This is a genomic window from Nocardia sp. NPDC003979, assembly GCF_053605015.1.
Genome location: NZ_JBSGIJ010000006.1, coordinates 67,665 through 80,020, shown reverse-complemented (window position 1 = coordinate 80,020; position 12,356 = coordinate 67,665). Strand labels below are relative to the sequence as shown.

15 protein-coding genes and 1 tRNA gene are annotated in these 12,356 nt (G+C 67.4%); 9 read left to right on the top strand and 7 right to left on the bottom strand.

Annotation, left to right across the window (positions count from 1 at the left end):
- Nucleotides 1–74: 74 nt before the first annotated feature.
- Both ACWEVR_RS15290 and ACWEVR_RS15285 read right to left on the bottom strand, forming a co-directional pair.
- On the bottom strand, nt 75–1,250 hold the full coding sequence (locus tag ACWEVR_RS15290) for a pyridoxal phosphate-dependent aminotransferase (RefSeq protein ID WP_133733948.1): 1,176 nt from the start codon (nt 1,248–1,250) through the stop codon (nt 75–77).
- Between the two features lie 15 nt (nt 1,251–1,265).
- A complete protein-coding gene (locus tag ACWEVR_RS15285; RefSeq protein ID WP_452467446.1) occupies nt 1,266–1,490 on the bottom strand; it encodes a hypothetical protein in 225 nt (74 codons plus the stop codon).
- Nucleotides 1,491–1,724: 234 nt separating this feature from the next.
- Between ACWEVR_RS15285 and ACWEVR_RS15280 the strand changes: the two genes are divergently transcribed.
- Nucleotides 1,725–2,696, top strand: coding sequence for a M23 family metallopeptidase (locus ACWEVR_RS15280; RefSeq protein WP_452467445.1), 972 nt, complete (start codon nt 1,725–1,727; stop codon nt 2,694–2,696).
- 4 nt (nt 2,697–2,700) lie between these two features.
- On the opposite strand, the gene purD is transcribed toward ACWEVR_RS15280, so the two are convergent.
- Nucleotides 2,701–3,975 carry a phosphoribosylamine--glycine ligase gene (gene purD, locus ACWEVR_RS15275; protein WP_452467444.1) on the bottom strand — a complete coding sequence of 425 codons (1,275 nt, stop codon included), beginning with the start codon at nt 3,973–3,975 and terminating at the stop codon, nt 2,701–2,703.
- Nucleotides 3,976–4,114: 139 nt separating this feature from the next.
- Here purD and ACWEVR_RS15270 point away from each other — a divergent pair, with 139 nt between their 5' ends.
- The 6 genes from ACWEVR_RS15270 to ACWEVR_RS15245 all read left to right on the top strand — a co-directional run bounded on the left by ACWEVR_RS15270 (nt 4,115) and on the right by ACWEVR_RS15245 (nt 8,239).
- A complete protein-coding gene (locus ACWEVR_RS15270; protein ID WP_084476517.1) occupies nt 4,115–4,492 on the top strand; it encodes a PH domain-containing protein in 378 nt (125 codons plus the stop codon).
- Nucleotides 4,493–4,506: 14 nt separating this feature from the next.
- Nucleotides 4,507–4,932, top strand: coding sequence for an HIT domain-containing protein (locus tag ACWEVR_RS15265; RefSeq protein WP_439267127.1), 426 nt, complete (start codon nt 4,507–4,509; stop codon nt 4,930–4,932).
- 244 nt (nt 4,933–5,176) lie between these two features.
- The gene (locus ACWEVR_RS15260) at nt 5,177–5,698 is read left to right on the top strand and encodes a DUF3558 domain-containing protein (RefSeq protein ID WP_452467443.1); all 522 of its coding nucleotides are present in this window, start codon (nt 5,177–5,179) and stop codon (nt 5,696–5,698) included.
- Between the two features lie 29 nt (nt 5,699–5,727).
- Nucleotides 5,728–6,114: a hypothetical protein gene (locus ACWEVR_RS15255; protein WP_225281312.1), complete on the top strand. Its 387-nt coding sequence runs from the start codon at nt 5,728–5,730 to the stop codon at nt 6,112–6,114.
- 32 nt (nt 6,115–6,146) lie between these two features.
- Nucleotides 6,147–7,487 carry a PPE domain-containing protein gene (locus ACWEVR_RS15250; RefSeq protein ID WP_452467442.1) on the top strand — a complete coding sequence of 447 codons (1,341 nt, stop codon included), beginning with the start codon at nt 6,147–6,149 and terminating at the stop codon, nt 7,485–7,487.
- Complete coding sequence (locus ACWEVR_RS15245; RefSeq protein WP_452467441.1) at nt 7,484–8,239, top strand: ESX secretion-associated protein EspG; 756 nt, start codon at nt 7,484–7,486, stop codon at nt 8,237–8,239. The genes ACWEVR_RS15250 and ACWEVR_RS15245 overlap by 4 nt, the downstream gene beginning before the upstream one ends.
- A 10-nt stretch (nt 8,240–8,249) precedes the next feature.
- Here the strand turns inward: ACWEVR_RS15245 and ACWEVR_RS15240 are convergent, their stop codons facing one another.
- From ACWEVR_RS15240 to ACWEVR_RS15225, 4 genes are all read right to left on the bottom strand, one after another.
- Nucleotides 8,250–8,999 (bottom strand): SDR family NAD(P)-dependent oxidoreductase, encoded by a 750-nt coding sequence (locus ACWEVR_RS15240; protein ID WP_452467440.1) that lies wholly within the window; start codon nt 8,997–8,999, stop codon nt 8,250–8,252.
- Nucleotides 9,000–9,134: 135 nt separating this feature from the next.
- Nucleotides 9,135–9,206, bottom strand: a tRNA-Thr gene (locus tag ACWEVR_RS15235).
- Between the two features lie 117 nt (nt 9,207–9,323).
- The gene (locus ACWEVR_RS15230; RefSeq protein ID WP_022565839.1) at nt 9,324–9,560 is read right to left on the bottom strand and encodes an MbtH family protein; all 237 of its coding nucleotides are present in this window, start codon (nt 9,558–9,560) and stop codon (nt 9,324–9,326) included.
- A 105-nt stretch (nt 9,561–9,665) separates the two neighbouring features.
- Nucleotides 9,666–10,499: an alpha/beta fold hydrolase gene (locus tag ACWEVR_RS15225; RefSeq protein ID WP_452467439.1), complete on the bottom strand. Its 834-nt coding sequence runs from the start codon at nt 10,497–10,499 to the stop codon at nt 9,666–9,668.
- Between the two features lie 106 nt (nt 10,500–10,605).
- Between ACWEVR_RS15225 and ACWEVR_RS15220 the strand changes: the two genes are divergently transcribed.
- On the top strand, nt 10,606–10,764 hold the full coding sequence (locus tag ACWEVR_RS15220) for a hypothetical protein (RefSeq protein WP_166655756.1): 159 nt from the start codon (nt 10,606–10,608) through the stop codon (nt 10,762–10,764).
- Between the two features lie 63 nt (nt 10,765–10,827).
- The gene (locus tag ACWEVR_RS15215) at nt 10,828–12,354 is read left to right on the top strand and encodes an alpha,alpha-trehalose-phosphate synthase (UDP-forming) (protein ID WP_067492313.1); all 1,527 of its coding nucleotides are present in this window, start codon (nt 10,828–10,830) and stop codon (nt 12,352–12,354) included.
- Nucleotides 12,355–12,356: the final 2 nt, after the last annotated feature.

Here is a 12,356-nt window from a genome sequence, read left to right as displayed (position 1 = left end):
CAATCGTCATCGGGGAAACGCTGGGAATTCGGGATATCTGAGTTTTACCGCATCCCGGCACCGATGTGTTCGTACTAGGGAAAGTTGTTGGGGGACATCACCGTTGACAACCGGTCCAGCGCTGCGGAAATGTCGTTTGTGGCGCCTGCGAAGGAAAAGCGAATCGTGCGAAGACCGCGCTCGGTATCGAAGTCGAGACCCGGTGCCACCGCCACTCCGGTTTCGGCGAGAACCCGTGCGCACCACTCCAGTGAATTACTGGTCAAATGACCGATATCCGCGTAGGCGTAGAAGGCGCCGTCGGCGGGCGCCAGATCGGTGATGCCGAGCGCGGGCAAACCCTCCAACAGCAACGCCCGATTGGTCGCGTACCGGCGCACGTGCCCGTCGAGTTCGTCCTTGGCCTCGGGTCCGAAGGCGTGCACCGCCGCGTACTGCGAGATCGCGGGCGGGCACACGGTCATGTTCGACGCCAGCCGCTGCAACGCGGGACGCAGGTGCGCCGGCGCGAGCATCCAGCCCAACCGCCATCCGGTCATCGAGAAGTACTTCGACACCGACCCGATCACCACCGCGTCGCGGGAGAACTCCCACGCCGAGGACGTCGGCGTGCTGGCGCCCGCGTAGGTGATGCCGTGATAGATCTCGTCGGAGATCAGCAGCGTGCCGTGCGTTTCGCACCAGCGGGCGATGGCGGCCAGCTCCGCCGGGTCGATCATGGTCCCGGTCGGATTCGCCGGGCTCGCCAGCACCAGCCCCGCGGGCGGTTCGGGTAGCGCCTCGAGCATCGCCACGGTCGGCTGGAAGCGGGTCTGCGGGCCGCAGTCCAGCTCCACGACGCGGCAGCCGAGGGCGGTGAGGGTGTTGCGGTAGGCCGGGTAGCCCGGCCGGGCGACCACGACGGTGTCGCCCACGTCGAAGGCGGCGAGGAAGATCAGCGTGAACGCGCCCGACGATCCGGTGGTCACCACCACCTCGTCGGGGTGCACGTCGTAGCCGTAGGTCTCGCTGTGATGGCCCGCGATGGCCTCGCGCAGCGGCAGGATCCCGAACGTCTCGGTGTACCCGAGCAGCTCGTGGTCGATCGCCGCACGTGTCGCCCGCAACACCGGCGCGGGCGCCTGCGTCGACGGCTGCCCCGCCGCGAGTACCAGCACGTCACCGTGCGACCTGGCGCGTTCGGCGGCCGCCTTCCACACGTCCATCACGTAGAAGGGAGGAATGGTCGACCGTAGCGATTCTGTGGACACCCGAGAGACGGTAGATCACCCGATCGCGCGCCTGCACAGATATGGTCGGCACAATGGCTCCGACAGCGAATACGCAGGCACCGACGCCACCGGCAGTGGGGCGCCGGGCAGGGTCGTGGGGGCGGTATGAGGCGGACTGAGGTGCACGGACTCGCGTCGGGTGAGGTGCGCGAGCCCGACGATGCGGGCCGAGGAGTCGGCGATGATGCCGTGCCCGGGGGCGCGGCTGCAGTCGATCACGGCACCGCATCCGCGGCTGGTGGCGCCTCCGGGGCCCACGACGCGCAGGCGAACAGTAATTCCACGCGACGTGGGGTACGGGCGAACGGCGAGGGCGTCCCGGCGGCGGGCGATACCGAACGACCGGGGGCGAGCTCGGACGAGGATGCCGAGGTGCCATCGGCGGCCGGGTCAGGCGGAACAGAGGTCCTTACGCCGGATAGGTTGGGCACCTCGGGTACTCGCCGCTCACATGTGAACGGCCTTGTCCTGCGGTCCAATTGGCGGGAGCACCTACCCGTCCAAGTGCCGGTGCGCGAACGGGTGGCGGCGTGGGTCGGCAAGTATCCCGCACTCGGGGAGATCGCGGCCGACCTGCGCCGTGGTGACGTTCGGAAAGCGTTCTGGGAGCGGCCTTCTCGGCAGGCGACGCAACTGTGGTCGCGCAGGCCGAGCAACGAGCGGGTGCGTGCGGTGCTCGTCGAGCGGCGTGTGCTCATCGCGGGCGTCGCGGTGGTCGCGGTGCTCGTGGCTTCGGACGGGCAGTTCGGCGGGCTCGTCGACCGGCCGCTCGAACCGGGTGAGGCCCAGCGGGTCGCCATCGCCTATCCCCCGCAGATCCCGCCCAACCCGCAGTCGGTGCGCCGCCTGCTCGTCGCCATCGACAACGGCGAGAAGCGCCGGGAGGCCGCGGTGGTCGCCGCGGCGGCCCGCGCCACCCTGGAACGCGCCAAGGCCGAGGCGGCGGCCGCGTCGTCGGGCCAATGGCAGGACTGGATGGGTGAGCGCGCCCCCGTGGTGCCCGGCGTCATGGTTCCCGGGGCGAGCACCCCGTCGACCGGCGGTTTCAGCCTGCCCGCCAAGGGCCTGTTCACCTCAGGATTCGGCTCACGCTGGGGCACCATGCACCGCGGCATCGACATCGCGGGACCCATCGGCAGCCCCATCTACGCCGTAGCCGACGGCACCGTCGTCGAGGCGGGCCCCGCCCAGGGCTTCGGCCTGTGGGTCCGCATCCGCCACGACGACGGAACCATCAGCATCTACGGCCACATGTACGACTTCTTCGTCTCCCCGGGCGAACGCGTCCCCGCGGGTATGCAGATCGCCCGCATCGGCAACCGGGGCGACTCCACCGGCCCCCACCTGCACTTCGAGATCGTCCAGAACGGCCAGCACGTGGACCCGCAGGCCTGGCTGGCCCGTCACGGGCTCAGCCTGACCTGACCGTCTACCGCTTCCGTTCCGGGACAACAACTTCCGTGGCGCCGATGTCGGTGCGGAAGTGGCTGCCGGGGAGCTTGATCTTGGCGAGGCGGGCGTAGGCGCGTTCGCGGGCCTCGGCCAGGTCCTCGCCGATGCCGACGACATTGAGGACGCGGCCACCCGCGGAGACCAGCGCCTTGTCCTCGCGCAGGGCCGTGCCCGCGTGCAGGACGAGGGTGTCACCGTCGAGGGCGCCTTCCTCGGCGCCGGTGATCACATCACCGGTGCGGGGACGGGCAGGGTAGTTCTCAGCGGCGAGCACGACCGTGATGGCCGAACCGTCCTTCCAGCGCGGCGATTCGACCTCGGCGAGGCGGCCGGTAGCGGTGGCGTGCAGCAGCTCGGCGAACGGGCTGTCGAGCAGCGCGAGCACCGCCTGGGTCTCGGGATCACCGAAGCGGCAATTGAATTCGACGACCGCGGGACCGTTGGTGCCGATCGCCAGACCGGCGTACAGCAGCCCGGAGAAACCACTGCCGCGCCGAACCAGTTCGGCCGCAACGGGCTTCACGACATCGTCGACGATCTCGGCGAGCGTCTCGGCGGGCAGCCACGGCAGCGGGGTGTAGGCGCCCATGCCGCCGGTGTTGGGGCCCGCGTCGCCGTCACCGACGCGCTTGTGGTCCTGCGCGGGCAGCAGCGGCACCACGGTCTCGCCGTCGACCAGGCAGAACAGCGAAACCTCCGGCCCGTCGAGGAACGACTCCAGCAGCACCGGATGCCCCTGCTCGAGCAGCTCGGCACCGTGATCGCGGGCGGCCCGGCGATCGGCGGTCACCACCACACCCTTGCCCGCGGCCAGGCCGTCGTCCTTGACCACCCAGGTGGGGCCGAATCGGTCGAGCGCGGCATCCAGGTCGGCCGGGTTGTCGACGATCTCGCTGTGCGCCGTCCGCACACCGGCCGCCGTCATCACATCCTTGGCGAACGCCTTGGACCCCTCGATCCGCGCCGCGTCGGCCGACGGGCCGAACACGGGGATCCCGGCCGCGCGCACCGCGTCGGCCACACCGAGCACCAGCGGCACCTCGGGCCCGATCACCACCAGGTCGGCCGCGACCTCCCGGGCCAGCGCGGTCACGTCCTCGGCCGAGCAGGGATCGACCGGTCGCAGCTCGGCCTGCTGGCCGATACCGGGATTGCCCGGGGCGGCGATCACCGCCGTCACCGACGGATCCCGGCGCAGCGCCAGGACGAGGGCATGTTCACGGGCTCCGGAACCGATGACGAGTACGCGCACCGCCACAGATTAGTCGCGCCGCCGCGCGTCCACTCGCGACCCCCTGATCCCGACATCCGCCCGTCCACCACCGTTCACCCTGGCCGAACCGGGTTCCGCTGGGCCACAATGGAACCAACAGCGGAACCGGGGGACGATCGTGGGACTACTCGACGGCATGATGGGCAACGCGGGTCGCATCGACCCCGCCGCCGCCCAGCAGGAATACGCCAAACTCTTCGGCCAGGGCGAGCAGGTGTACGCCGCATACCTCCTGGTCCGCGACGCGATGCTGTTCACCAACCGCCGCCTCATCATGATCGACAAACAGGGCGTCACCGGCCGCAAAGTCAGCTACCACAGCATCCCGTACCGCTCGATCACCCACTTCGCCGTCGAAACAGCGGGCACCTTCGACCTCGACGCCGAGCTCTACATCTGGCTCAGCGGCAGCCACGAACCCGTGAAGCAACGCTTCAACCGTCAGGTCGACATCTACGAGGTACAGGGCATCCTGTCCCACTACGTCGCGATCTAACTAGGCTCGCCTGCATGGCATCCGTTTTCAGCGCGATCATCGCAGGTCAGATTCCGGGGCGGTTCGTCTGGGAGGACGACGAATTCGTCGCCTTCCTCACCATCGCCCCCGTCACCCAGGGCCACACCCTCGTGGTGCCCCGCGCCGAGATCGACCAGTGGCAGGACATCGACCCCGACGTGATGGCCCGCCTGATGGCCGTCGCCCAGAAGATCGGCCAGGCCGTCCGCGCCGCCTTCGACGCCCCACGCGCCGGCCTCCTCATCGCCGGCCTCGAGGTCCCCCACCTGCACACCCACGTCTTCCCCGCCTACTCCATGGGCGACTTCGACATCTCCGGAGCCGACAACTCCCCCACCCCCGAATCCCTCGACGAAGCCCAGTCCAAGATCAAAGCCGCCCTCCGCGACCTGGGCTACGGAGCCAACGTCCCCGCCTGATCCTACTGGTGCCCGTGCCAACCCACGGGCACCGCCACGGCGACAACTCGGTCGCCGCCGATGTGGACACCGTGGATACGGTGGGCGAGCGGCTTTACGTCGCCCGGCCCAGCCGCAACGCTCGCTGGCCGCGGGAGGCTGACAGCGTCGGCCCGTCGACTCGATGGGTTGGTCGGTAATGGAACCGGAACGGGTCGGCGTGCGTCTAAAGACATCGAGTGGTTCTGTGCGAAGAGGAGAGACGATGCGACTGGTGGGGATCGCCGTGGGGGTGGGCGTTGCGCTCGTGCTCTCCGGGTGTGGGCAGAGTGTGGACGGGCAGCCGGAGGTGAGTGGGGCTCCGTTGACGAAGGAGCAGTTGTTCGATCCGTGTGGGGTGCCGGAGAGTGCGTTGGTCGCGGCGGGACTCGACCCGGCGTCCAAGGACACCAACCTTTTCTCGGTCCCGCGGGCGGAGTGGAAGGGCTGCGCGTGGCGGGGCGGCGATCACTTCATCTCGTTCATGTCCACCGTCTACACCATCGAAGAGATTCGCGCTAACGATCGCTACCACGACTTCAAAGATGTCACGGTAGGTGACCGAAAAGCCCTGCGATTCACAATCGGCGACGAAGCAGTTCCGGTCGAGTGCGAAATTGCCGTGGAAACGCAGCAGGGCCGCGCGCTCATCAACGCCACAAAGTTCGTCGACAGCAAGTCGACTATCGACCCATGTGTCCTTGCCGAGGATGCTGCCCCACACATCATCGATTACGTCCCGCAGTAGACGCCCTCTGCCGAAAGGAGCCGACTGCCATGACTAACGCTGCCGCACAGGAATTTCAGCGACTGGCTGGTGAAGCCGCCGGCGGGCGCTTGATAATCGAATCCGACGCTGCTGAGCGTTGCGCGAAGTGGTGCGAGGATTACATCACCGACCTGCGGACACTCTCCCTGCGCACCCGAAGGATGGTCGACGCCGACTCGTTCGGCGACCTCAATTCCGCAGGTACCCTCGCGAAGAAGTTTGCCGACCTCGCGGAAGGCGGTCCGGGAAGCGGATCGTACTTGGATGCGGTAACCCAACACATCGAGATCCTTACCCAAATGGCCGACATGTACCGCAAAGCCGGTGCCGCATTCAAGAACTGCGACGAAGCCTCTCAACTGGCGATCAAGCAGCAGACCAACAAGCTCGACTGACTACTGGGGGAACCATGCCGTTCGTAGCTTTTATGACCGGACTGTCGAATCTACGCGCGGCCACGGATCGCGTCGGCTCACTGTTCGATTCCGATATCGCGCCGGCGCAGTCCGAACTGGACGCGCAGGCCGACGGTAACAAGGAGCGGAACCGCATCTACGGCGAGAACCAGGCCCTGGCCTCGGGTTTCTCCGGTGAGTACACCCAGCAGGTCGTGCCGCCGGTGATGGAATCTTTCACCGACATGTCGCATTCCCGCATCATGCAGTTCGTCGAGTCGATCGACATCGGCCAGATGAGCACAAGCATTCAAGGCTGGACCCAGCTGGCCAACGACACGACGGCCAAAGCGACCGCCTTCCACGACAACATCAGCAAGGAGATGGAGCGGGGATGGGCGGGTAGCGCTGCCACGCAGGCGCTGGCCAGTACCAAGGCGTATCTCACGGATATCCACAAGGTCGATCAGGCCGCCAAGCTGATCGCCAACAAGATGGACGAGGCGCGGTCGGGCTTTCAGCAGGTGAAGTACTCGGTCCCGCACGAGTCCGACGACCAGGGCGACAGCAAACTGGGAATTCTGGTGTCCGTTCTCTCGCCCGCCACCGGGAAGATCATCGATAGCGCCAGCGCCGGCCGGGCGGAAGCCGCGCAGGCCGCCGCCCGTGAAGTCATGCGAACCGTCTACCAGCCGGTTGCCCAGCAGTCCGACACCCAGGTCCCCAAGGTGCCGGGACCGTCCAAACCGCAGCAGGACAACCCTGGGAACGGCGATCCCGGCGACGGCCCCGGCAGCGGAATCACCAACGGCGACAACAACAACAACACCGGTGGAACCCCGGGAACGAACCCGGCAAACACGACCACCGAGCCGGAAGACCCGGCAACGACCGAACCGGGCGACGACGAGGACAGCGGCGACGATTCCTCATCGTCGACGGAGGAACCCGCCGCCACGACACCCGAGGACACCACACCGGCCTCCACCCCGGCGACGAACCCAGCCGCAACCACGCCCGCAGGCACCACCCCGAACGGCCTGGGCTCAGGCGGCGGCGCAGGCGCAGGTGCGGGCGCAGGTGCAGGTGCGGGCGGCGGAAGCCCGAGCGTTCCCGGCGCGGGCAGCTCCCTCCCCGGCGCAGGCGGTGCCGCCCCCGGCGCCGGAGCAGGCCAGAAGCTCGCCGCGTCCGCAGGCGGGTCGGCCGGCCGGGCGGGGATGCCCGGCATGGGCGGCATGGGCGCACCGGGCGCGCGCGGCGGCAAGGACGACGAGAACGAGCACGGTGCTCCCGACTATCTGCGCGGCGTGCACGAGGAACTGCTCGGTCCGGACCGGGCGCACGTTCCACCGGTCATCGGTGGGGACGCATGACCGACAGCTGGGAGCTCACCCAGTTCGAATTCTGGGTCGCCTGGGAAACTCTCGGCCGCGATCGCATGCCGTGGCCGCTGACCTTCACCGCGGGTGTGGAAACCCAGGCCGAGTTCGACCGTGAATGCCGGATCGCCGCTGATTCCCTCATCGCCAAGATCGGCGACGACGAGTCGCTGTACCACGCCCTGCACGCCTTGGCGCATCCGGAGATTCGCATCGAATTGTTCGGTCACCGTTTCGACGGCCGGACCCGCATGGTCCGAGCGTGTGCGACAACCGAGTCAACCATCGGCACCGTCGCGGCTCAACTCCCCGGCCCCGAATACGGCCAGGGCGGCAACATCCTCATCTACCTGCGCCCCGCCCACGCCGTGACCCAGCGGCTGATCTCCGTCCTGCCGACGGTTCCGCCGGGCACAAGCCAGGGTTTCGACCTGCACCGCGACGAATTCACCACCACCCCAGACCCTTACGCCACACGTCGTACTCCGGCCGAACACGCCCTGGCGTTCCTCGAACGCCCGTTCCGCACCTACGCCGAATTCCGCGTCGACAAGGGCCCTGCCCTGGACGGCTGGCAAGAGGGTGGCACAACACTCCAGGTCATCGACTACACCGACGACGGCCGCTATCTCCTTCGAGACGCGACCCGAGTTTCAGCCCACCCCCTGACCTCCGACCGCTTGAACAACGAGCTCCACAACCTCATCGCCCGAGCGGCCGCCGATCACAACCAGTCGGCTTGGTAGGCAGGCTCTTTCACTGTGCGGTGTAGCCGCCGTCGACGAGGTGATAGCTGCCGGTGATGAAACTGGCGGCGTCGCTGGCGAGGAACAGGACCAGGTTGGCGACCTCTTCCGGCGTACCGAGGCGGCCGATCGGATGCTTGTCTTCCAGGAACTTGGTGGTTTCGGGATCGTCAGCCAGTAGCGGGGTGCGGATGTAGCCGGGTCCGACGGCGTTCACGCGGACATTCTGCCGCGCGTATTCGAGCGCACCGTTCTTCGTCAGCCCGAGCAGCGCGTGCTTGGCGGTGACATATCCGGCGTATTCGGGATTTCCGACGCTGGCGAGGATCGAGGCCATATTCACGATCGCCCCGCCACCGTTCGCCGCGAGTACCGGCAATTGCTCGCGCATTCCGTAGAACACGGAATCGAGATTCACCCCCATCACCTTGCGCCACCCCTCGATCGAATAATCACCGATCGCGTTGCGCTCCCCCGTGATCCCCGCATTGTTCACAGCGATCCCCAACGGCAACATTTCCTGTGCTGCGGCAACACTCCTTGCCACATCCCCCGGATCAGCCGCATCACCGGCCAAAGCCACCGCGGTTCCCCCGTTGACCACGATCTCGTCGGCAACCTCCCGCGCCGCCCCCTCGTTCAGATCGAACACCACCACCGACGCCCCGTTCCCCGCCAGCCCGAGCGCCACCGCCCGCCCGATCCCCGACCCCGCCCCACTCACCACAGCCGACCGATGCCCCACCTCGTAAACAGCCACGCCGATCCTCCATCCCGTTGCTACCGCACCGATGAATCAGGACGAGCTCACCATTTCACAGTAGACAGACGATCGGCCTGTCGAGCGATGCCGCACGAAAAAGCCCTGACCCGAACTTCGGGTCAGGGCTGGAAGAGCCCCCTGTCAGGATTGAACTGACGACCTTTCGCTTACAAGGCGAGTGCTCTACCACTGAGCTAAGGAGGCGGGTCCCCGGAGGGCAGCGACCATCATAGCCGGACACGTCCGCCGCGTGACACCGAGTTCGGTGTCACGCGGGGACGCCCAGCGAGCGGTCCCGGCGCAGTATTCGGAAGGTACCGGTCAGGACTGGGCGCGGGCGGCGTCGTCGGCGGCCATGGCGTCGCGCAGGCTCTTGGGACGCATGTCGGTCCAGTTCTTCTCGACGTACTCGACGCACGCGGCCCGGCTTTCTTCGCCGAACACGACACGCCAACCCGCCGGGACCTCCGCGAACGCGGGCCACAGGGAGTGCTGCTCTTCATCGTTGACCAGAACGAAGAAGCGGCCGTCCTCGTCGTCGAAGGGGTTGGTGCTCATTTCACCTCACTGGATACTGGCGCTGTGTACGGGATCGCTGAGGCCGGCAAGCCCCGAGCGTTGTGTCGACCCTAGCAAGCCATACGTTACGCGTAGGCGGTTACCTCAGCTCGCGAAGAAATCGAGCAGGATCTTGTTCACGGCCTCGGGCCGTTCGAGGTAGCCGAAATGACCCGCGTCGGGGATTTCCTGATACCGGGCACCGGGGATGGCCTCGGCGACCTCGCGCGACAGGTACGGGGGAATCATCCGGTCGTCGGCGAAACCGATCGCCAGACAGGGCACGGTGATCGCGCGGTAGGCGGCCACGCGGTCGAAGTCGTGATCCATGGCGCGCTGGGCGCGGATGCCCGCGGTGGCCGGTCCGCCGGTGAACTCGAACAGGTCGAGCCAGTCGCGGGCGGCGTTGCGGTCGGCCATGGTGGCGGGCGACAGGTTCATCACCGCGGTGACGGCCGCCTCGAACTTGGCGGGCAGCTGCACGCCCGAGGCGTCGAGGTCCTGCTCACCGGCCGACAGGGTCTTCTGGAACTGGTCGAGACGGCCGTGACCGGCCATGAACACGGCCTTGCGCACGAGATCGGGGCGGGCGAGGGCCAGTTCCTGGGCCACCCGCGCACCCATCGACGTTCCGGCGACCAGCGCGGGGCCCTCGTCGAGCAGTTCGATGAGCGCGGCGGTGTCGGCGACGAGTTCCTCGATGCGCATACCGCCCGCGGCCTCGTAGGACGGCGCGATGCCGCGATTGTCGAAAATGCAGACCCGGTATCCGGCCGCGACCAGCGCGGGCACCTGGTGCAGCTCCCAGACGCGTCCGGGCGAACCGGTTCCCATGATCAACACCACCAGCGGACCGCCGCCCTTGACGTCGGTGCCCTTGGTACGGTCGCCCTTGACCTGATAGTTCAGTGCGATGCCGTTCACCGTGGCCAGTGGCATGGGGAAACCTTTCGGTCGGGTTGACGAACCAATCCACGGTAACCGGCGCCCGATACTATTGACTACTCGCACGAAGAGCGTTGGAAAACCGGGAGGACGAACCACTATGGCCGCGAAGAGCACCGCCAACGACATCGCCGACGACGAGCTCGAGCCGCTGGCCGACGAGACCGCTCGCCAGGCGCAGCGCGTGGTCGCGGCATATGCCGAGGACGCCGACGAGTGCCGCATGCTGCTGTCGATGCTCGGCATCGGCCCCAGCTGAACAACCACCTACTACAACCTCAAAACGGCACCCTGCGACGCAAAGGATGCGTGAGTGGACCAGATGATCGATGAACAGTCCAACGACCGTCCGTCCGAAGAACCGGTGGCACCCTCGGGTGCGGGATCGGGATTCGTCGTCGTCGCGAACCGGCTCCCGGTCGACCTCGAGAAACTGCCCGACGGCACCACCCGGTGGAAGCGCAGCCCCGGCGGTCTGGTGACCGCGCTGGAACCGGTGTTGCGCAGCAACAAGGGTGCCTGGGTGGGCTGGGCGGGCGTCCCCGATGTCGACGTCGAGCCGATCATCGAGGACGGGCTCGAGCTGTATCCGGTGCCGCTCTCGTCGCAGGAGGTGGAGGACTACTACGAGGGGTTCTCCAACGGCACCCTGTGGCCGCTGTACCACGACGTGATCGTGCGGCCCGTGTACGACCGGGCCTGGTGGGCGGCCTATGTGGAGGTCAACCGGCGCTTCGCCGAGGAGACCGCGAAGGTGGCCGCCGAGGGCGCGACGGTCTGGGTGCAGGACTACCAGCTGCAGCTGGTGCCGAAGATGCTTCGCATGTTGCGCCCGGATCTGACGATCGGGTTCTTCCTGCACATCCCGTTCCCGCCGGTCGAGCTGTTCATGCAGATGCCGTGGCGCACCGAGATCGTCGAGGGCCTGCTCGGCGCCGACCTGATCGGTTTCCATCTGCCCGGTGGCGCGCAGAACTTCCTGTACCTGGCCCGCAGGCTGGCCGGTCAGCCGACTTCGCGCGGCACCATCGGTGTGCGGTCCAAGCTGGGCGTGGTCCAGGTCGGTTTCCGCACGGTGCGCGTCGGCGCGTTCCCGATCTCGATCGATTCCGCCGAACTCGACGAGCACTCACGCCGCCGGTCGGTGCGTGAACGCGCGGCCAAGATCCGCGCCGAACTGGGCAACCCGAAGAACATCATGCTCGGTGTCGACCGCCTCGACTACACCAAGGGCATCGACATCCGCCTCAATGCCCTCCAGGAGCTCCTGGAGGAGGGCCGCGTCGACCCGGCCGAGACAGTGATGGTCCAGCTGGCCACGCCGTCGCGTGAGCGCGTACAGAGCTACATCAAGATGCGCGGGGACATCGAACGTCAGGTGGGCCGTATCAACGGCGAATTCGCCCGCGTCGGCTACCCGGTGGTGCACTACCTGCACCGGCCGATCCCCCGCGACGAGCTGATCGCCTTCTTCGTGGCCGCCGACGCCATGCTCGTCACCCCGCTGCGTGATGGCATGAACCTGGTCGCCAAGGAGTACGTGGCCTGCCACAGCGACCTCAACGGCGCCTTGGTCCTCAGCGAATTCACCGGTGCGGCAGCCGAATTGCGGCAGTCCTACCTGTGCAACCCGCACGACCTGGACAGCGTGAAGGACGCGATCGTCGGCGCCCTCGACGACGACCGCGACACCAAACGCCGCCGCATGCGCTCCATGCGCCGCCAGGTCCTCACCCACGACGTGGACCGCTGGGCCCGCGCCTTCCTCGACGCCCTCTCCCAGGGCAATGTGGCCGGCTCCGCGCTACTCAGCGAGGACGACGACAACTACCCCGACACCAGCCGTTAGGA